Source organism: Clostridium sp. 001 (assembly GCF_019056555.1).
In the GTDB taxonomy this organism is placed as follows: domain Bacteria; phylum Bacillota; class Clostridia; order Clostridiales; family Clostridiaceae; genus Clostridium_B; species Clostridium_B ragsdalei.
Window position 1 is genome coordinate 4,586,757 of record NZ_CP020473.1, and the last position, 21,075, is coordinate 4,607,831.

Consider the following 21,075-nt stretch of genomic DNA (forward strand, 5'->3'; position numbering starts at 1 on the left):
TATTCAGGAGGAAAGTATTATGGAAAAATTAAAAGTTTATTATGATGAGGACGCAGATTTGAATCTCTTGAAAGGAAAAAAGATAGCTATACTTGGCTTTGGAAGTCAGGGACATGCACATGCTTTGAATTTAAAAGAAAGTGGACTCGATGTAATAGTCGGTTTATATAAAGGCAGTAAATCATGGAAAAAGGCTGAAGATTATGGATTTAAGGTATATGAAATAGCTGAAGCTGTTAAACAAGCAGATATTATAACAGTACTTCTACCAGATGAGAAACAAAAACAAGTTTATGATGAGAGCATAAAAGATAATTTATCAGAAGGAAATGCATTGTTCTTTGCACATGGATTCAACATTCATTTTAATCAAATAGTACCACCTAAGAACATAGACGTTTTGATGATTGCACCTAAAGGACCAGGACATATAGTTAGAAGAGAATATACATTAGGTAATGGAGTTCCATGTCTCTATGCAGTATATCAAGATTACAGTGGAAAAGGAAAAGAAATTGCTTTAGCTTATGGAAAAGGAATTGGCGGAACTAGAGCAGGAGTTATGACTACAACATTTAAAGTTGAAACTGAAACTGATTTATTCGGTGAACAGGTAGTACTTTGTGGAGGAGTTGCTGAACTTATCAAAGCAGGTTTTGATACATTAGTTGAAGCTGGCTATGCTCCTGAAAATGCATATTTTGAATGCTTACATGAAATGAAGATGATAGTTGATTTGATATATGAAGGCGGAATAAATAGAATGAGATATTCTATAAGTGATACTGCTGAATATGGAGATTATAAGATAGGTAAGAGAATAATAAATGAAAATACTAGAGCTGAGATGAAGAAAGCTCTTAAAGAGATCCAAGATGGAACATTTGCAAGAGAATGGCTTCTTGAGAACCAAACTGGAAGACCAGGATTTACAGCAAGAAGAAGAATAGAACAAGATGCTCCAATAGAAAAAGTTGGTAAACAACTTAGATCAATGATGTCATGGATCAATGAAAATCCTGATAATGAGTAGTTAAAAAGTAGAATGTTCATTTGATAGTATTAAAATATTGATTAATTGGGGTAATATTTTAACAGTATATCAATAAAAAAATTACTATGAATAACGCTTATGAATAAGGGGGCTTATCATCTAGCGGACGACTTAAGTTTACAGGAGAAGTAGGGGAGGCACTTTTCCCTCCTAATCCCTGTAATATAATAATCTAGTTTTTTAGGGACAAAATAATTATAGAAATACATATACTTGTAATAGTCATAAAGTTCTTAATTATGGGAATTACAAGTCATTTTTTAAATATCAAATAGTATATTATTTAAATATTTAAAGTATTAAAAAATTCAATATATATAAAAATAGTATAAATAAATTATTCAGGAGGAAAGTATTATGGAAAAATTAAAAGTTTATTATGATGAGGACGCAGATTTGAATCTCTTGAAAGGAAAAAAGATAGCTATACTTGGCTTTGGAAGTCAGGGACATGCACATGCTTTGAATTTAAAAGAAAGTGGACTCGATGTAATAGTCGGTTTATATAAAGGCAGTAAATCATGGAAAAAGGCTGAAGATTATGGATTTAAGGTATATGAAATAGCTGAAGCTGTTAAACAAGCAGATATTATAACAGTACTTCTACCAGATGAGAAACAAAAACAAGTTTATGATGAGAGCATAAAAGATAATTTATCAGAAGGAAATGCATTGTTCTTTGCACATGGATTCAACATTCATTTTAATCAAATAGTACCACCTAAGAACATAGACGTTTTGATGATTGCACCTAAAGGACCAGGACATATAGTTAGAAGAGAATATACATTAGGTAATGGAGTTCCATGTCTCTATGCAGTATATCAAGATTACAGTGGAAAAGGAAAAGAAATTGCTTTAGCTTATGGAAAAGGAATTGGCGGAACTAGAGCAGGAGTTATGACTACAACATTTAAAGTTGAAACTGAAACTGATTTATTCGGTGAACAGGTAGTACTTTGTGGAGGAGTTGCTGAACTTATCAAAGCAGGTTTTGATACATTAGTTGAAGCTGGCTATGCTCCTGAAAATGCATATTTTGAATGCTTACATGAAATGAAGATGATAGTTGATTTGATATATGAAGGCGGAATAAATAGAATGAGATATTCTATAAGTGATACTGCTGAATATGGAGATTATAAGATAGGTAAGAGAATAATAAATGAAAATACTAGAGCTGAGATGAAGAAAGCTCTTAAAGAGATCCAAGATGGAACATTTGCAAGAGAATGGCTTCTTGAGAACCAAACTGGAAGACCAGGATTTACAGCAAGAAGAAGAATAGAACAAGATGCTCCAATAGAAAAAGTTGGTAAACAACTTAGATCAATGATGTCATGGATCAATGAAAATCCTGATAATGAGTAGTTAAAAAGTAGAATGTTCATTTGATAGTATTAAAATATTGATTAAATTGGGGCAATATTTTAACAGTATATCAATAAAAAAGTTACTTATGAATAACGCTTATGAATAAGGGGGCTTATCGTTTAGCGGATGACTTAAGTTTACAGGAGAAGTAGGGGTATTTTCCCCTAATCCCTGTAATATCAATATCTATCTTTTTAGGGGCAAAATAATTATAGGTAGATATTACTTGTAAATAAAAAAGGGCTTATAAATATCAATGAATCTTACTTAGTGGGAGCTTGTTTCTCCAACTAAGTCTAGATGAATTATCTAGGGGCGTAGCTACTGTTATCTCCCACTTTGATAGAAGTGGGAGTGTTACAGTAGGTAGCCATCAGATAAAATGTGCGAAAATTATTACGAAATTATATATATGTATTATAAAAACTATGATGGAGAAGAGTAAGTAGTGTAGTATTTTTAGAGAATTGAGATAAGGTGGAAACTCATGAATGCGAAACTTTTGAAAATCACTCCTGAGTTGCAAGCTGAAATTAGTAGGCTGTGTCGGTATTACCGTTATTAGAATTAAGAAAAAATTGGGTGGTACCGCAAAGCTTCTTGACCCAGGCAGGCGGTTATTTTTTTACAAAAAATTTCCAGATTTAAGGAGGATACTAAAAATGAAAAGTGATTCAGTAAAAAAGGGAATTAAGGCAGCTCCAGCAAGAGCACTTATGTATGGAATGGGATATACAAAAGAGGAAATTGAAAGACCTCTTATAGGAATAGTAAATTCACAAAATGAAATAGTTGCAGGTCACATGCATTTAGATGAAATAGCAAAAGCTGCAAAACTTGGAGTAGCAATGTCTGGGGGTACTCCTATAGAGTTCCCTGCTATTGCAGTTTGCGATGGAATTGCAATGGGTCATGTTGGAATGAAGTATTCTCTTGCTTCAAGAGAACTAATAGCAGACTCAATTGAAGCTATGGCAATGGCTCATGGTTTTGACGGATTGGTACTCATTCCTAACTGCGATAAAATTGTACCTGGAATGCTTATGGCAGCTGCAAGACTTAATATACCAGCTGTAGTAGTAAGTGGAGGACCTATGAGGGCAGGTAAGCTAAATAATAAAGCACTTGACTTTAGTACTTGTATTGAAAAGGTGGCAGCCTGCAGTGACGGAAAAGTAACCGAGGAAGAACTTGAAGAGGAAGCTAAGAGAGCTTGTCCTGGATGTGGTTCCTGCTCAGGATTATTTACAGCAAACAGTATGAACAGTCTTACAGAAGTACTTGGAATGGGTTTACCTCTGAATGGAAGTGCCCTTGCACAAACTGGTGAGAGAAATCAGCTGGCAAAATATGCAGGAATGTATGTAATGGATTGTGTAAAGAACAATAGACGACCAAGAGATATACTAACTTTAGATGCATTTAAAAATGCTATAACAGTAGATATGGCTATGGCAGGATCTACAAATACAGTACTTCATCTTCCAGCAATTGCCCATGAAGCAGGTATAGAACTTAATTTGGATTTATTTCATGAAATAAGTAAACAAACACCTTGTCTTACAAAATTAAGTCCAAGTGGTAAACATCATATGGAAGATCTTCATCTGGCAGGAGGAATACCAGCTCTTATGAATGAACTTTCTAAGAAAGGTCTTATAAATGAAGATGCACTTACTGTTACAGGAAAAACTGTGGGTGAAACTATAAAAGATTTTAAAGTGATTGATTATGAAGTTATAAGAAGTGTAGATAATGCTTACAGCAGTGAAGGCGGAATAGCAATACTTAGAGGAAACTTGGCACCAGATGGAGCTGTAGTTAAAGAATCTGCAGTTTCAAAAGAAATGATGGTACATGAAGGACCAGCTAGGGTATATAATTCTGAAGAAGAAGCAGTTAAGGCTATATTTGGCAATGAAATAAATAAAGGTGATGTAATTGTAATAAGATATGAAGGACCAAAAGGTGGACCTGGAATGAGAGAGATGCTTTCACCAACTTCTGCTATAGCTGGTATGGGGCTAGATAAAGATGTAGCACTTTTAACAGATGGAAGATTTTCAGGAGCTACAAGAGGGGCATCTATAGGCCATGTATCACCAGAAGCTATGGAAGGTGGACTAATAGGACTTGTAGAAGAAGGAGATACTATATTTGTAGATATTACAAATAAAAAGTTGGAGTTAAAAGTAAGTGAAGAAGAAATTGAAAAGAGAAGAAAGAACTATGTAAAGCCTGAACCTAAGATAAAAACAGGATATTTATCAAGGTATGCAAAATTAGTTACTTCTGCAAATACAGGTGCAGTTCTTAAATAAAGATAGACTTTTAATCTACTTTTAATTTGCAAATATACTCAACTTTTGCAGTTTAAAAATTTTGCTAAGCAATATTTTTAATTAATAGTTAAGAATGAAGAATTAATAGTTAATGTGGATTTTTTTCCGTTACACTACAAAAAATCTTTGATTAAGCTTTTCACCACTACTCGTTTCGCTAAAGCGAAACATTGCTAATTTATATAAATTTAAAGATTTTTTGCGACAGCTAAAAATAATCCTTCACTATTAATTTTTCATTATTAATTCTTAACTTGATATATGTGAAAGTTGAGTAAATATATTATTTAACTAAAAAAATTAAAATAAACTATTGACATTTAAACTGTTTTATAGTAATATATATTCATATTTAAATAATAAAAGCTATGACAGGGACTATTAAATGTGATGTATATTTTAAAGCGAGTGGGATCTGGTGTAAACCCATAAATATTTCATATTGAAACTCACCCTTGAGCTGTAGGCTGAAATTATAGTAAGCTGTACCGGTGTGAGTCGTTATTGAATTAAGTAATAAAATTGAGTGGTACCGCGAACAGACTTCTCGCCTCAAGAGAAAGGCTGTTTTTTTGTGCTAATTTTTAACCTAAAATTACCTATATAATTACTTTGAATTATCAATGAATCTTACTTAGTGGGATTTTATTTCTCCCACTAAGTTTAGATGAATTATCTAGGGGCGTAGCTACTGTTATGCACAGCATAAGAACTCTAAATCACTGAAGCTCAAGGGTTCTAATATTTCCCACTTTGATAGAAAAGCAGATATTCCAAATCTTTGATTTGGTATAGTCGCTTTCGCTGTGCGCGTGGGAGTGTTACAGTAGGTAACCATCAGATAAATATTTAGTGTGTATAAGTGTATCAAATTTAAATTTGATTTAAGTAATTTAATTTTTAGAAAATATTTGTAAATGTAAATTAGAAAATATAAAATACGTATTAATATATGAAAGCTTTGAAAGGGATAAATAGATATTATAATATTTTAAAGAGAGTGAGGGTTTTGGTGTAAACTCACAGATATGTAATATTGAAACTCACCCTTGAGCTGTAAGCTGAAGTTAGTAAGCTGGGCCGGCTTTGCCGTTATTAAATTGAGTAATAAAATTGGGTGGTACCGTGACAGACTTCTCACCCCATAAGGAGTCTGTTTTTTTGTACCCAAAAATCCTATTAAATTGAATTTATAAGGAGAGATGGCTATGAAAGCTGCTGAAGCAGTTATCCAATGTTTAAAAAAAGAAAATGTGAATATGGTATTTGGGTATCCTGGTGCTGCAGTGGTTCCTATATATGAAGCTTTGAGAAAATCAGATGTGAAGCATATATTAGTAAGACAGGAACAAGCTGCAGGACACTCCGCTAGTGGATATTCTAGATCCACTGGAAAAGTGGGAGTCTGTATAGTTACGTCAGGACCTGGTGCAACTAATCTCATTACTGCTATTGCTGCTGCATATATGGATTCCATTCCTCTTGTTATTATTACAGGCCAGGTTAAGTCTACATTAATTGGAAGGGATGTATTTCAAGAATTAGATATCACAGGTGCTACAGAATCTTTTACAAAATATAATTTTCTTGTAAGAGATGCTAAATCCATATCTAAGACTATAAAGGAAGCATTTTATATAGCTGAAACTGGTAGAAAAGGTCCTGTACTTGTAGATATACCTATGGATATAATGGAAGAGGATATTGATTTTGAATATCCTGATAGTGTTAATATAAGAGGTTACAAACCTACTGTTAAGGGACACTCTGGGCAAATAAAGAAAATAATAGACAGAATCAAAGTTAGCAAGAGACCTCTTATTTGCGCAGGTGGTGGAGTTATACTGGCAAATGCACAAAATCAATTGGAGCAATTTGTTAAAAAATCACATATACCTGTTGTCCATACTCTTATGGGAAAAGGATGTATAAATGAAAATAGTGATTATTATGTAGGCTTAATAGGTACTCATGGTTTTGCTTATGCCAATAAAGTTGTGCAAAATGCAGATGTTTTAATACTTATTGGAGCTAGAGCTTCAGATAGAACTATCAGTGGGGCAAAGAATTTTGCAAAGGATGCAGATATAATTCATATAGATATCGATCCTGCTGAAATAGGTAAAAATTTGGACACTTATATTCCAGTAGTCGGTGATTGTGGAAATATTTTATCAGATTTAAACAAAGAAATAGTATCTCCACAGATAGAAAAGTGGATGGAGGAAATTAAAAATTGGAAGAAAGATTTGCATATAGAAAGAAAACCTACAGATAAAGTTAATCCTAAGTATGTTTTGCAAACTGTTTCTGACATATTAGGGGAAGAGGTAATTTTAACTGCAGATGTAGGACAAAATCAATTGTGGTGTGTCCGCAATTTTAAGATGGTAGGAAATAGAAAATTTTTAACTTCCGGAGGCCTTGGAACTATGGGTTATTCTCTACCAGCAGCTATTGGTGCCAAAATTGCCTGCCCCGACAAACAAGTTATAGCTTTTGCAGGTGATGGTGGATTTCAAATGAGTCTTTTTGAACTTGGAACTATTGCTGAAAATAATATAAATATTATTATAGTGTTGTTTAACAATTCAGGACTGGGTATGGTTAGGGAGATACAAGACAATAAATATTCTGGTGAATTTGGAGTAAACTTTAGGACTAATCCAGATTTTGTAAAACTTGCAGAAGCTTATGGATTAAAAGCTAAGAGAGTAGAAAATGATTCTGAATTTAACGGAGTTTTTAAAGAAGCGTTAAATTTAAATAGGGCATTTTTGATAGAGTGTATTGTAGATCCTCATGAGAGAACTTTTTAGAAAGAGGTGAGTATTATAAAAAAGTATGTGATGTCAGTGCTAGTGGAAAATCATTCAGGTGTTTTAAGTAAAGTAGCTGGACTTTTTAGTAGAAGGGGATATAATATTCACAGTCTTACTGTAGGAGTTACAGGAGATCCTGAAATATCACGAATGACTATTGTATCCATTGGGGATGACTATATGTTTGAACAGATAAGTAAGCAGCTGAATAAATTGATTGAAGTTATAAAAGTAATAGAATTGAACCAAGATACATCTGTTTATAGGGAGTTATCTCTTATAAAAGTTTCTGCAGAGTCCAACAATAAATTGCTAATTATGGAGAGTGTAAATACTTTTAGAGGTAAAATTGTAGATATGAATGAAAAAAGTATGATAATTGAAATAACCGGAAATGAAAAGAAAATAACTGCTTTTATTGAACTAATGAAGCCTTATGGAATAAAGGAAATTATACGTACTGGACTTACTGCACTTCAAAGGGGAAGTAAGCTGGAAGATTAAATGCAAATTTATAATAAAAAATATCTCTTTTGTCTTAAATATATAGGGTTTCTAACTAAAATATTAACTTATACAGAATAATTAAAATTCTTCTCCAAATACTAAATGTACGGAGAAAGGAGTTTTAATTATGGGAAGAAAATCATTTGAAATAGAATCACTGTATGATTATAAAATTGAAGATTTAATTGAGCTAAAAAACACTACGAATTCTAAATTTACTAGATTAGTATTAGCTGTGGTTACTATGAGATATCGAGGATGCTCAAATAGAGATATTATGATAGAAACAGGTCTAAGTAAAGTATCTATAGTTAAACATATTAAAAATTGGAACGAAGTTGGCATCAAAGCTATAAAAGATCATCGTGGCGGTAGTGAAGCTAAATTAGAACCAGAAATAGTTGATGATCTTATAGACGTAGTTCTAAAAAAATCCCCTATAGATTTTGATTTTACATGTCATACTTGGACTTTAGCGCTTTTAGCTCTATATGTTGAAAAAACATATGGAGTAAAAGTTTGTAATGAAACTATCAGATCCATTTTAATATCTCATAATATATCTTATAAAAGATCTCAACCTAAACCTACAAAAGCTGATAAAGATGAACAAGAAGCTTTTAAAAAAAATGCCAAAACTGCTAGATACTTTAGAGTCTTCATCTGATACTATTGTATATGCATTAGATGAGACTGGTATCAGCATAGAGTCGGACAACTATTCATCTTGGAGCCCTGTAGGTAATCCCCCTATACTAGAGAAGAATGCTTCGCATAAAGGGGTAAATATTGTAGGGTCTACTTCAATTTTAAATAATTTTCATACTGTCAATGATGTTTATTCTTCCCAAGAATCTATAACATCTGAAAAAATTAAGTCGCATATAGAATATCTGATGGAACTTAATCCTAATAAAAAAATTGTAATATTTATGGATAATGCTAAAACCCATACAAGTAAGCTAATGCAAAGCTTTTACTATGATAACAAAGATAAATTGAAGGTAGTACTTCTACCAAGGTATTCCCCATATATGAACCCTCAAGAAAATATGTGGAGAAACCTAAAAGCAAAGTTGTTTAAACCATCTGCTAGAAGTTGTATATGGGAATTAGTATCAGATATTAAAATTCTTTTTGACGAACTTAATTCTAATTTTGCTAAGATTCATTCATTAGCTTATGCTAGAAGTTTCCTAGTATAAGTTAAATTATCACTTAGAAACCCTATATAGAGTTTCTAGTTTGAAAGTTTACTTATGCCAGCCATATACTAACAAAAATCATCACACTAAAAACTTCTTATAAGTCTAAAGCTCAGTATTTTGAAAATCTAAAGAAGCTTATATAAACTCGTACCTCAGACATATATAAGCTTCTAAAATTTTCTAAAATACCTCACTAAGACTTATAAAAAAAGTTTTTAAGTGTGATTTCCATTTTGTTAGTATATTTTATGTATAAGTTAAAATTTCAATTAGAATCACTATATTAAAGGCAAAGAGGTATTTTTTTATTTGCTAATATTACTTATAAATAGGAATATTAGCAAATAAAAATTATATACTTAATATAGACAAATTATATTTTAAAAGATGGGAATACAAAATTAATATTTGAAGTAAAGAACTTATTTAAAATTATAGATGAAATGCCATAAGGGTGGTATGAAAATTAAATTTAGAGGAGGGACACGGACATGGATAATACCATATTATTGAGTAAGATATCCCAAGGCTTAATAGAATGCTGTAAATCAAAAAAATTTTCAAGAGTAAACAAATTAACTGTGAATGTAAATGAAAACAGTTATATTAATTCTTGTAATCTTTATGAGTACCTGAAAAGTTGTAATGAAGACATAGTAGACGAATCTACAGAAATTAAAATTGAAATTGAAGATTTACCAGATCAAGTTGTAATTATCAGCAGTATAGAAGGTGATATATCGGAAGAATGCGTATAAGTTGATAAACACTATATATTGATGCGAAATTGTACGAATATTAAATATGAAAGGGAATGGGTATAGATTTGTGTAAAAACAATCTATACCTCCATTTTTATTAAGCAAGATTAAATTTCTTTCTAATCATATTAACTAATACCTTTGCTGTTTCATCAACTCCGCCGAATAGGCTGCTGTTAATTAAAATGTCCTTGTAAAGTACATTATCACTGTATGATTTTGCATAACTTAGGCTGTATAGCTGACGTGCTTCATCAACTTCTTTAATCAGCTTATCTGCTTCGTCCGGATTTATATGAAGTATATTGATACAATTTTCCTTTCGTATCTCATATGGAGCATAGATAAATATGCTGAAATGATTTGAATGATTTCTTAAAATATAGTCAGAACACCTTCCTACAAATATACAGGATGATTTATCTGCCAGATCACAAATGATTTTCTTTTGGGCTTCAAATATTTCTTCCTGTATCTTTTCTGAACTAGTTCCTAGTGGAAATTTCATTTTTTTATATTCATTTTTATCTATTTCTTCTCCACTGTCAATAGTAGATACAGGCAAATTCATCTTCTTTGCAGCTTCTTCTACGATATCCCTGTCGTAGTATTCAACACCTAACAATTCAGCCATTTTTTTAGCAATGGGACGCCCCAGGCTCCCGAATTGGCGAGAAATAGTTATTACATAATTCTCTAATCCGATATTTACCTTTTCATTTTCTAGAAAAGCTGTGGTAAAGTTGCCGGAGACAAAACTTTTATTTCGCATTATTGTAATATTAGTATTTATGGTTGTGGAAACTCCGTCTAGCTTAAAGTTTTTCAATGCTTTTATCATATTGGCAATGCAGGTAGTTCTATCTTTTTCCCAAACAACAAGTTTACAGAGCATAGGATCATAAAATGGAGAAATCTTGTATCCTTCGTGAATAGCATGCTCTATACGAACAGTTCCATCCGAGGCATCAGGAAAAGATAAAGTTGTAATTGTACCTGGCGAAGGTTTAAAGGTTTTGGGATCTTCTGCATAAATACGGCATTCAATACTGTGGCCTTTTAGTTTAATATCTTCCTGCTTGAATGGCAATTTTTCTCCGTTTGCAACATGAATCTGATTTTCTACTAAATCCATATTTACAACATATTCGGATACTGGATGTTCTACTTGAAGCCTTGCATTTATTTCCATAAAATAATAGTTTCCATCAGCACCCCTTAAATATTCAATGGTACCTGCTCCGGAATATTTCATTTCCTTGATTATCTTTTGTGTATATGAATAAAGTTTCTTTCTGTCTTCTTCAGTAACTACAGTTGACGGTGATTCCTCAATAATCTTCTGATATCTTCTCTGAATAGAACATTCTCTTTCTCCTAAGCAGACTACATTTCCATAGTCGTCTGCTATAAACTGTACTTCTATGTGTCTAGGAGATAGTACTGCTTTTTCAATGTAAATATCTCCACTTGCAAATGCCATATTTCCTATTCTCTGCATGCTTTCGAAAATAGCCTGTGTGACTTTTTCAGATTCAAAATAAGTGATTTTTTCTATTCCTTTACCTCCGCCGCCTTTGTCCAGTTTAAGTAAAATAGGTAATCCGACTTTTTCTGCAGTATCGTAAATTTCTTTTATACTGGAAATCGGCTTAATTGTTCCTGGTGTAACAGGAACTCCTAATTTATTAGCAATAATACGACAATAACATTTGGATTCGATGTTTTCTAGAATTGAAGGGTCAGGTCCGATCCATTTTGCACCTGCAGCAGTAACTGCATTAGCAAATGATGCTGCCTCTGATAAAAATCCATATCCAGGATGTACTGCATCTGCCCCTGATTTCTTAATAACATCTACAAGTGCATCAATATTTAAGTAACTTTTAACAGGTGCGGAAGGGCCGATATTATAGCTTTCTGCAGCTTTGTTAATGTAATCAGCATTTTTATCAGCGTCTGAGTATACAACAACAGTTTCAATGTTAAGTTTATTACATGTATGAATAATCCTGTTTACAATTTCACCGCGATTTGCAATTAAAATTTTTTTTATCATGTTAGCTCTCCTTTTCAATAAATTATTGTTTTATTAATTAAGTTTTACAATAACCATTTATCTGATGGCTACCTACTGTAACACTCCAACTTCTATCAAAGTGGGAGATAACAGTTTACAAATTATGCAGATAAAAAACAAGGACATGGCAAAAATAACTATAACAGATACATTGCCATGTCCTTGTTAGATTAAACTATAGCATATTTTAAATTTTATGACAACAGTAAACAAACACAAATTTTCCTGATTTTTTTATGCTGTGAGTACAAAACAAATAAAAAAATTTATGATATACTATTAAAAAATCAATTTAAAATTATAAAAGGGAGTCAAAATATGAGTTATCTTTTATCCGAATTTTATTCATCTTCAAAAGAAATATATAAGATCAAGTTAATCGCAGGGGAAAAAGGCCTCATAAATGATATAACCTGGGTGTACCTTGCTGAAGATATAGAAAATGCAGATTTTCTAAGAGGAAATGAATTAGTTATTACTACTGGTTTGTCAGCTGGAACAAAAATAAGCTGGCTTTATGAATTAATTAGAGAATTAATTTACCGAAAGTGCAGCGGCTTGTTAATAAATACTGATAAATATATTCTTATTAAGGATATTTCTAGAGAAGTTATTGAACTGTGTAATTCAGAAAATTTCCCTCTTTTTATAATGCCTTGGAAGATACACATTTCTGATATTATGCAAGATTACTGTAATAAGATATTTATGGATAAATACCTGGAAAATACTTTGTCTAAGCTGTTTTACAATGTAATATTCGATTCACAAAATGTTAAAAATTATATTCCTCTTTTAAATTCAAATGGTTATCCTACAGAATCTTCTTATTATGCAGCTAAAATAACTAATATTAGTTCGCCGTTGAAATTACAAAATTGTATTAATCTCTTGTCGATAAAATATCATATATTTTTAAAAAATAACTATTATATTTTAATTCTGCAGGAATGCTCAAAAAAATTACTAAATAATCTTATGAAAAACTATTTTGAAATAATTGATAATGAAATAGCTTTAAACTCATCAATATTGAGACCTCAAATAGGAATAGGTGAAAAAGTTTCTTCATTATCAAAACTTTATTTTAGCTACTCTACTGCTTCCTATGCTTTAGAAACAGCTAAAGCTTCGAATAAGGACTGTGTGTATTTTGATGATCTTGGTATATTTCGCATACTGAGTTCTGTATCTAACAAAGAATTACTACGAAATATATATTTTGAAATGCTTGATCCCATAATAGATTATGACAGGAAGAATAACACCCAACTGCTAAAAACTCTGAAAGTATATTTGGATTTTGATGGCAGCATTCAGGAAACTGCAAATTTCCTATATAACCATCGCAATACCATCAATTATCGCATGAAGAAAATACATGATCTTTTAAAAAAAGATTTAACCTCAACGGAGGATAAGTTTAATTTAAGGATGGCCTTTTATATTAAAGAATATCTGAGATTGTAAATGCATGATAAACAGAGTTCTTGGCATCAGATGGAGTTTTTACTCCACATGATGCTTATTAACAGGATTCTTAATGCTTCAGCACTTAGAAGGCGTTACCCTTTAGGAAAAATCGTTATCCAGGGACGTAGATACTCGCAACGTACACTTAGAGAAAAGCAGATGTCCCAAATTCTTTGATTTGGTGACAGTCGCTTTCACAGAGTATGTGAGAGTATTAGAGCAGGTAGTCATCGGATAAAATATAGAACTATCTTATCAATATTAAAATATGGATGAGATAGTTCTTGTTATATTATGGTAAAAGATGTATAAGATAAATATTTTGTTAAATTCAATTCTTCAATTTAAGTATTTTCCTTAATAGTAATTTTATTGATAAATGGTAATTATAACTAACAATAATTTTCAAATACATACCTCTAAAATTAACAAATCATAAATATAAAATTGATTTTTTTAATAATTTATCATGCAATTTATGATATTTTATTTAAAAAATATACGAGATCAAAGAAAAAAAGATATGGAAAAGCTTTATACATGCGCCTTATGTATACTCAGCACAAATTAGACAAATAAAGTTTGTGTTCATATGCTATTGTTATACAAAATGAAATATTGTAGTATTTAATTATTCAATATTGATGAAAAAAAAGTAAATATTACACTTTTAATTTTTATTTTGAAATTTATTATTTTGATTCTTGCAAAAATAGCCACAAAACATTGTAACAGTTTACATAATTTGAAATTGACAATTTAACAATTAAATAATTTAATACAAAATGCCATGTTTAAAGAATTAGTTGCCAGTTAAGGAGGCTTAAAAATGTTAAAGGAAGAATTACCTAAAATAATAACTGATCAAGTTCCGGGATCGAAAGCGGCAGAAGTAATACGAAGAAGAAAAGATGCAGTACCTTCCGCAATTAAATGTGTATATCCTGTTGTAATAAAAAGGGCAGAAGGTGCGGTGATTGAGGATGTTGATGGGAATTATTTTCTTGATTGGACTGGGGGGGTAGGCGTACTAAACATTGGATTTTCCCATCCAGAAGTGGTTGAAGCTGTGAAAGAACAATCAGAGAAATATTTTCATGGTATGTTTAATATTGTTACGCATAAAGGATATGTTAAGTTGGCAGAAAAAATGAATTCCATTGTTCCTGTAAAGGGAGAAAATAAAAAAACGTTTTTCGCAAATAGTGGAGCAGAGGCTGATGAAAATGCAGTAAAAATAGCAAAAGCTTTTACAAAGAGACCAAATATAATTGTATTCTCAGGAGCATTTCATGGACGTACAGTTATGACCATGGCAATGACATCGAAAAAATCTTATGCCTATGGAATGGGACCTTTTCCAGACGGTGTATACCGTGCAGAATTCCCATATTTATATAGAAGACCTGAAGGAATGCCAGAAAGTGAAACCATTAATTATTATATAGAAAGCATTAAAAAAGTATTTGATCAAGCTTCACCACCAGAGTATGTAGCAGCTATAGTAGTAGAACCACTTCAGGGTGAAGGCGGATTTATTCCAGCTCCGATTGAATGGGTTAAAGCAGTAAGAACTATTTGTGATAAATATGATATATTGCTCATTGCAGATGAGGTACAATGCGGGTTTTGCCGTACAGGTAAAATGTTTGCTTCTGAATATTGGAAGGAAGCAGGAGCAGCTCCAGATATAATAGCAACTGCAAAATCTATTGCAGCTGGTATGCCATTAAGCGCAATAACAGCAAGGGAAGAGATTATGGAGGCAGTAAGACCTGGAACAATTGGAGGAACTTTTTGTGGAAATGCAGTGGCATGTGCAGCAGCATTAAAAGTGATAGAAATTATGGAAAGAGATAATTTGGCTGACCGTTCTATGGAAATAGGTAAGAAAGTAATGAAACGCTATATGGAATGGAAAGAAAAATATGAGATTGTTGGAGATGTAAGAGGACTCGGCGGAATGGTTGGAATAGAATTTGTAAAAAACAAAGAAAAGAAAGATCCAAATCCTGAAATTGTATCAGCAGTTATTCAAGAAGCAGCCCAAAATGGACTTATGATTGAGAACTCGGGTGTTTATGGAAATGTTATCCGCTTTTTAGCACCACTTGTAATTACAGATAAGCAGCTTGAAGCAGGATTAGATATTTTTGAAAAAGCAATTTATAAGTGTATGCAAAAGTAAGTTACTTTTCTATTATAAATTACACAATTGAATCAAATAATTAAATGTGAAAAGGGAGGAAAAAGTATGAGCAAGTATGATGTTATTATTGATACTCTTCCTGCTAAAGGCGACAGAATTGAAATATTATTCCGTCAGGCAGGTGATGGCTTTATTCAAGTGGAATATGGTTATGAACAGAGGGTGGAACTGCTGGATTCCTTTAGAATTCTGGCAGTAGATTCAAAGGTTAAGAAAATGAATATCAAGGGATTAATTGAGACATTACCAAGTTTAAGAGCAAATATGATACATTTTGATCCTACCATTATTTCCCCACAAGAACTTATTGACAAAATTAAAGATGCAGAAGAATCTATTGCTGGTGTTGATGATATGGTAATTGATTCAAGAATCATTACGCTGCCAATTGCTTTTGAAGATAGCCAGACTAAAAAGGCAGTTGAAATGTATTTAAAACAGATTCGTCCTGATGCACCAAACTGCAAGGATGGATATAATCTTGATTATATGGCTCTATGTAATGGATGCACTGTAGATGATATTAAACATATGTTATTAGATACTTATTGGTATAACAGCGGATGCGGTTTCTGGCCGGGCGGTGGATTTTTCTGGCCAATGGATCCAAGGTGCAAAATGATTGTACCAAAATACAATCCTCCCCGTATATGGACTCCAGAAGGAGCAGTTGGTATTGGTGGAGCCTGTCTATTTACTTACACTACAGCAACTGGTGGTGGATATCAATTATTTGGACGTACTATTCCTACATTTCAGTTATCAATGAAACATCCACAATTTAAAGACGGACCATTTTTATATCGTCCATCAGGGGATCGCATAAAATTTGTAGAAGTTTCAGAAAAAGAAATATTAGATATATATGATCATGTTCATGAAAAAACAGATTATGTATATGATATTCAGGAAAGCCAAATTGTTGTTAAGGATTATCTGGAATTCCTTGAAAAACCAGAAGTCGTTAAAGGTGCCAAAGAATTTGCGAAGCGCCAGGAACAAGGCTCCAAAATAGCACCTAAGCTCTAATAAATAATATAAGAAGGAGGTAAAAAATATGATTAAAGTTATAAACGGTGGAATTGAAGTTTTGGTAGAAGATTGGCCAGGAAGACTTGGATACATGGGACTTGGAATGGCTGCCGCAGGCGCAATGGACAACCTTGCATTACAGCTTGGAAACTTAATTTTAGGAAACAAAAAAGGTGACGCAGCTCTAGAAATTGCTGGTGGTTATTGCCAGTTTGAAATTGTAGAAGACGGAGTTATTGCAATAACAGGAAGTGACATGAGCCCTACAATTAATGAAAGTGTTGTACCAATGTGGAAGGCAATTGCAGTTAAAGCAGGTGATATACTTAAATTTTCACACTTTGGACAAGCTGGTTTCAGAGCTTATGTGTGTATAGCAGGAGGAATTGATGTGCCAGAATATCTTGGAAGCAAATCAACTTGTCTTTTTGGAAGCTATGGCGGTTTTGAAGGGCGCAAGCTTGCAAAAGATGATGTTATAAAGGTGAATAAAAAAGATGTTTCAAGAATTGTTGGTAAAAAATTAAATCCTAAGTATATACCTGAATACGTGAATGAATGGGAATTAAGAACTATTCCAGGACCTAATTCAGTACCTGACTACGTAACGGAAAGTGGAATGGATTATTTGTTTAGTACGCCAATGAAAATCTCACATAATGCAAACAGAGCTGCTTATCGTTTGCAGGAAGTACCAGATTATTTTTGGGCACGTGAGGATGGTGGAAAAGGCGGAAGCCATCCTTCAAATATTGTTGATCATGGTTACAATATGCGTGGTGCAGTTAATGTAACTGGAAATACCCCTTCTCTGCTTATAGCAGATGGGCCTACATTAGGTGGTTTTGTATGTGTTGCAAATGTTATTAATGTAGATTTGTGGAAAATTGGCCAGGGGATACCTGCAAGAGATAAAGTAAAACTTAAGCTGGTTACTGTAGAAGATGCAATAAAAGCACGTAAAGAAAGAGAAGCAATGTTTGAATCAGTTGATTTAGTAATTGGTTAATAAAAACAAAAATAGGAAAATGGAGGATAAGATTATGGAATATACATTAAAAGCACATATGCCTGGGCTTGTAGCTCGAGTAGTAGTAAATGTTGGTGACAAGGTTGAAGAAGGACAGGAGCTTGCAGTTATTAACTGTATGAAAACAGAAATGAGCTGCCAGACAGAAAAAGCAGGTGTAGTAAAGAAAGTTCTTGTTGCTGAATGGGATGAAATGGATATAGGATCTCCTATGATTATTTTAGAAGTTTAATGGAGGTGAATCAGTATGAAGATAGATATTAATGTTGATATGGGTGAAAGCTTCGGACGTTATGTTCTTGGAGACGATGAAGCACTTATGCCTTATGTAACATCTGCAAATATTGCAACATGCTTTCATGCCGGCGATCCACTTGTTTTGGAACGTACCATAAAATGGGCAAAAAAGTATGGAGTAGCAATAGGTGCACATATAGGTCTTCCTGATAGGCAGGGATTTGGAAGAAGACAGATGGATATTTCAGTTGAAGAACTTAGATCCGATATGTTATATCAGTTAGGAGCAATGGATGCATTTTTAAAATTGCAGGGCCTTAAAATGCAGCATGTAAAGCCTCATGGAATATTATACCGAATGGTTGGTGAGCAGGAGAAATATATTGATACTTTTCTCGATACTATTGAGGAATATAATAAGGATCTTTATATTATGCTTCATACAGAATGCGAGGCTTTAAAACGTGCAGAAAAGAGAGGCTTGAAGACAGCACCAGAGGTATTGATTGACCTTGGCTATGATAAAAATGGAAACTGGATGCTTGAAAGAGTAAAGAAAGCACGTTCTCCAGAGGAAGTAGCTGATAGGGCCGTTAAGGTTGCAAAAGAAGGAAAAATTGATACAATTGATGGAAAACTAATTGATGTTAATGGATGCACAGTATGTATTCATGGTGATTCACCTAATGCTACTATGGTGGCAACTGCGGTGAGGGAATCATTAGAAAACAGTGGTGTAACAGTTACAAACCTGAATGGATACTTTGGACAAACATAGGAGGTGGAGTAGAGATGAAAAAAATTGAAGCATTAGATGTATCGGTAGCAGTTCTAGCAGCAGTATCATGTCTTTTTATGTATATAAAAGTTCCTGTTTGGGCTTTGTTTATAGGCTGGGCATGGTACTTTACTTTAGGGGCAACTCCAGACCTTATTGCAAAGGGAATACCACCGATGATTACAGGATCAGTACTTGCAATTTTAGCATTTGTCCTTATCAATATATTTACGGGATTTATGCCAGCTATGGCAGCTACCATAGTTTCAGTTTTTATTACAGTATTTTTGTTAATGATATCACTAAAAATATCTGCATTGAATATTTCTCTTATGTCTTTTAATGCTTATTCATGTATGTTCATAGGTTATGGTGCAGGAGCGTATATGACAATTAAAGGAATGCCTGCTCTGCTTAATGCAGCAATTTGGATTACAGGAGCAAATTTCATCGGATTGATTTTTGGGTGGATGAGTATTAAATTTACAACATTTAAAAAGAATTAAAGTTAAATTAAAAATGCTGTTTTTTGAAAACAGCATTTTTAATATTTAAATAATTACATCAAGTTCAACTTTTCTTCCATAGATTCAAATTCCTTATTTACAGCTTCATCAGGTTTTTTAGTCAAAAGACTTACAACTACGATGGATATGAGAGATAAGGTAAAGCCAGGAATCATCTCATATAAATGAGCAGATAACCCTGATACAATCCATATTATAACTGTTAGTCCTCCTACAACCATTCCAGACAAAGCTCCCCATTTTGTCATTCTCTTCCAGTAGAGACTTATTAAAAGAGTTGGACCAAAAGCGGAACCAAAACCTGCCCATGCCTGTCCTACTATACTTAAGATAGTTTTATTTGGAACATAAGCAAATAAAACTGCAACAGCTGCAACTACAAGTACAGATATTCTTCCTATAAATACCTGAGTGTGCTCAGGTGCTTTCTTATTTAAAAATGTAAGATAAAAATCTTTTGTAATAGAGCTGGAGCAAACTAAAAGTTGGGAAGAAATAGTACTCATAATAGTAGCAAGCACTGCAGATAGTATTATACCTGTAATAAATGGATGGAATAATATATCACCAAGACGCAAAAATACCATTTCAGGATCTTTTAGAGGTTGATTGTGCATTGTAAAATATACAAGACCTATAAGTCCACTGCTTATTGCACCTAAAAGGCCAATAGCCATCCAGCTTATACCTATTCTTCTTGCAGATTTTAATTCTTTTGCAGATTTTATTGCCATAAAACGTACAATAATATGAGGTTGTCCAAAGTAACCAAGTCCCCAAGCTAAAAATCCAATAATAGTAGAAAAACTTGTTCCTCTAAGTATGTCAAATAGTGCTGGATTGATATGTTTTACTTTACTTACAAAAGTTCCAGGATCTACCCCTATATTCATGTATGCAACTACAGGTACCATGACGAGAACTACAAACATAAGACTTCCCTGGAAAAAGTCAGTGAGACTTACTGCTAAAAAGCCACCAAAATATGTATATATTACAACTATGGACAGTGTAACTATTACTCCTGATGTATATGTAAATCCAAAAATGTCCCTAAATAATTTTCCGCCGGCTACGATACCTGAAGAAACGTATAAAGTGAAGAAAACGAGAATTATTATTCCGGATACAAGCCTCAGCATATTAGCATTATCTTTAAATCTGTTTTGTAAATAATCTGGCACAGTTAAAGAGTCATTTGAGACTTCTGTATAAATTCTAAAACGTGGTGCTAATAAGAGATAATTGAAATAAGCTCCTATAGTTAAACCAATTCCAAGCCACATACTGGAGATACCTGTAGTATATACAGCACCAGGAAGACCCATAAGCATCCAACCGCTCATATCGCTTGCACCAGCAGATAATGCTGTAACCATAGGACTTAGACTTCTACTCCCAAGCATATAGTCTGAAATGTCGTGGGTTTTCCTGTAAGAATAATAGCCTATCAAGAGCAAAATAAGTAAATACAGCCCGATAGCCATAAGTGAATAGTACTTCATATAAATTCTCCTTCTTATAATTTAAGTTTTGTTAAAACTAATTTATGAATTTTTAAATTAGTAGAATGTCATATAAGTATAATATCACATTCTAAGTAAATTTTAAATTATTATATAATTTTAAAGTACATGGCTA

17 protein-coding genes and 3 other annotated features are annotated in these 21,075 nt (G+C 32.8%); of the genes, 15 read left to right on the plus strand and 2 right to left on the minus strand.

Annotation, left to right across the window (positions count from 1 at the left end; genetic code table 11):
* Positions 1-19 precede the first annotated feature (19 nt).
* The 8 genes from ilvC (B5S50_RS21235) to B5S50_RS21270 all read left to right on the plus strand — a co-directional run bounded on the left by ilvC (B5S50_RS21235) (position 20) and on the right by B5S50_RS21270 (position 10,065).
* On the plus strand, positions 20-1,033 hold the full coding sequence (gene ilvC / locus B5S50_RS21235; protein WP_217302770.1) for a ketol-acid reductoisomerase: 1,014 nt from the start codon (positions 20-22) through the stop codon (positions 1,031-1,033).
* A gap of 378 nt (positions 1,034-1,411) precedes the next feature.
* The gene (ilvC, locus tag B5S50_RS21240; protein WP_217302770.1) at positions 1,412-2,425 is read left to right on the plus strand and encodes a ketol-acid reductoisomerase; all 1,014 of its coding nucleotides are present in this window, start codon (positions 1,412-1,414) and stop codon (positions 2,423-2,425) included.
* 422 nt (positions 2,426-2,847) lie between these two features.
* Positions 2,848-3,039 (plus strand) — a binding site (T-box leader).
* Between the two features lie 51 nt (positions 3,040-3,090).
* The gene (gene ilvD, locus B5S50_RS21245) at positions 3,091-4,749 is read left to right on the plus strand and encodes a dihydroxy-acid dehydratase (protein WP_217302771.1); all 1,659 of its coding nucleotides are present in this window, start codon (positions 3,091-3,093) and stop codon (positions 4,747-4,749) included.
* Positions 4,750-5,129: 380 nt separating this feature from the next.
* Positions 5,130-5,328: a binding site (T-box leader), on the plus strand.
* Positions 5,329-5,722: 394 nt separating this feature from the next.
* Positions 5,723-5,918: a binding site (T-box leader), on the plus strand.
* Between the two features lie 60 nt (positions 5,919-5,978).
* Entirely contained in the window at positions 5,979-7,589 is a 1,611-nt protein-coding gene (gene ilvB / locus B5S50_RS21250) for a biosynthetic-type acetolactate synthase large subunit (RefSeq protein WP_217302772.1), read from the plus strand.
* A 15-nt stretch (positions 7,590-7,604) separates the two neighbouring features.
* The gene (ilvN, locus tag B5S50_RS21255; protein ID WP_217303838.1) at positions 7,605-8,096 is read left to right on the plus strand and encodes an acetolactate synthase small subunit; all 492 of its coding nucleotides are present in this window, start codon (positions 7,605-7,607) and stop codon (positions 8,094-8,096) included.
* Between the two features lie 130 nt (positions 8,097-8,226).
* Positions 8,227-8,766 carry a winged helix-turn-helix domain-containing protein gene (locus B5S50_RS21260; RefSeq protein ID WP_217301872.1) on the plus strand — a complete coding sequence of 180 codons (540 nt, stop codon included), beginning with the start codon at positions 8,227-8,229 and terminating at the stop codon, positions 8,764-8,766.
* Positions 8,729-9,304 carry a transposase gene (locus B5S50_RS21265; RefSeq protein WP_065079513.1) on the plus strand — a complete coding sequence of 192 codons (576 nt, stop codon included), beginning with the start codon at positions 8,729-8,731 and terminating at the stop codon, positions 9,302-9,304. The genes B5S50_RS21260 and B5S50_RS21265 overlap by 38 nt, the downstream gene beginning before the upstream one ends.
* A 494-nt stretch (positions 9,305-9,798) precedes the next feature.
* Positions 9,799-10,065, plus strand: coding sequence for a hypothetical protein (locus B5S50_RS21270; protein WP_217302773.1), 267 nt, complete (start codon positions 9,799-9,801; stop codon positions 10,063-10,065).
* A gap of 100 nt (positions 10,066-10,165) precedes the next feature.
* On the opposite strand, the gene B5S50_RS21275 is transcribed toward B5S50_RS21270, so the two are convergent.
* Positions 10,166-12,127, minus strand: coding sequence for a cytidylate kinase family protein (locus B5S50_RS21275; protein ID WP_217302774.1), 1,962 nt, complete (start codon positions 12,125-12,127; stop codon positions 10,166-10,168).
* A 339-nt stretch (positions 12,128-12,466) separates the two neighbouring features.
* Here B5S50_RS21275 and B5S50_RS21280 point away from each other — a divergent pair, with 339 nt between their 5' ends.
* The 7 genes from B5S50_RS21280 to B5S50_RS21310 all read left to right on the plus strand — a co-directional run bounded on the left by B5S50_RS21280 (position 12,467) and on the right by B5S50_RS21310 (position 19,413).
* Complete coding sequence (locus B5S50_RS21280) at positions 12,467-13,618, plus strand: PucR family transcriptional regulator (protein WP_217302775.1); 1,152 nt, start codon at positions 12,467-12,469, stop codon at positions 13,616-13,618.
* Positions 13,619-14,450: 832 nt separating this feature from the next.
* Entirely contained in the window at positions 14,451-15,809 is a 1,359-nt protein-coding gene (locus tag B5S50_RS21285) for an aspartate aminotransferase family protein (protein ID WP_217302776.1), read from the plus strand.
* A 66-nt stretch (positions 15,810-15,875) separates the two neighbouring features.
* On the plus strand, positions 15,876-16,859 hold the full coding sequence (locus B5S50_RS21290; protein WP_217302777.1) for an allophanate hydrolase subunit 1: 984 nt from the start codon (positions 15,876-15,878) through the stop codon (positions 16,857-16,859).
* 28 nt (positions 16,860-16,887) lie between these two features.
* Positions 16,888-17,871, plus strand: coding sequence for a biotin-dependent carboxyltransferase family protein (locus tag B5S50_RS21295; RefSeq protein WP_217302778.1), 984 nt, complete (start codon positions 16,888-16,890; stop codon positions 17,869-17,871).
* Between the two features lie 34 nt (positions 17,872-17,905).
* Entirely contained in the window at positions 17,906-18,124 is a 219-nt protein-coding gene (locus tag B5S50_RS21300; protein ID WP_013238703.1) for an acetyl-CoA carboxylase biotin carboxyl carrier protein subunit, read from the plus strand.
* 15 nt (positions 18,125-18,139) lie between these two features.
* On the plus strand, positions 18,140-18,907 hold the full coding sequence (locus B5S50_RS21305; protein ID WP_217302779.1) for a 5-oxoprolinase subunit PxpA: 768 nt from the start codon (positions 18,140-18,142) through the stop codon (positions 18,905-18,907).
* 14 nt (positions 18,908-18,921) lie between these two features.
* Entirely contained in the window at positions 18,922-19,413 is a 492-nt protein-coding gene (locus B5S50_RS21310; protein WP_013238705.1) for a DUF1097 domain-containing protein, read from the plus strand.
* Positions 19,414-19,466: 53 nt separating this feature from the next.
* On the opposite strand, the gene putP is transcribed toward B5S50_RS21310, so the two are convergent.
* The gene (putP, locus tag B5S50_RS21315; protein ID WP_217302780.1) at positions 19,467-20,939 is read right to left on the minus strand and encodes a sodium/proline symporter PutP; all 1,473 of its coding nucleotides are present in this window, start codon (positions 20,937-20,939) and stop codon (positions 19,467-19,469) included.
* Between the last annotated feature and the right edge of the window lie 136 nt (positions 20,940-21,075).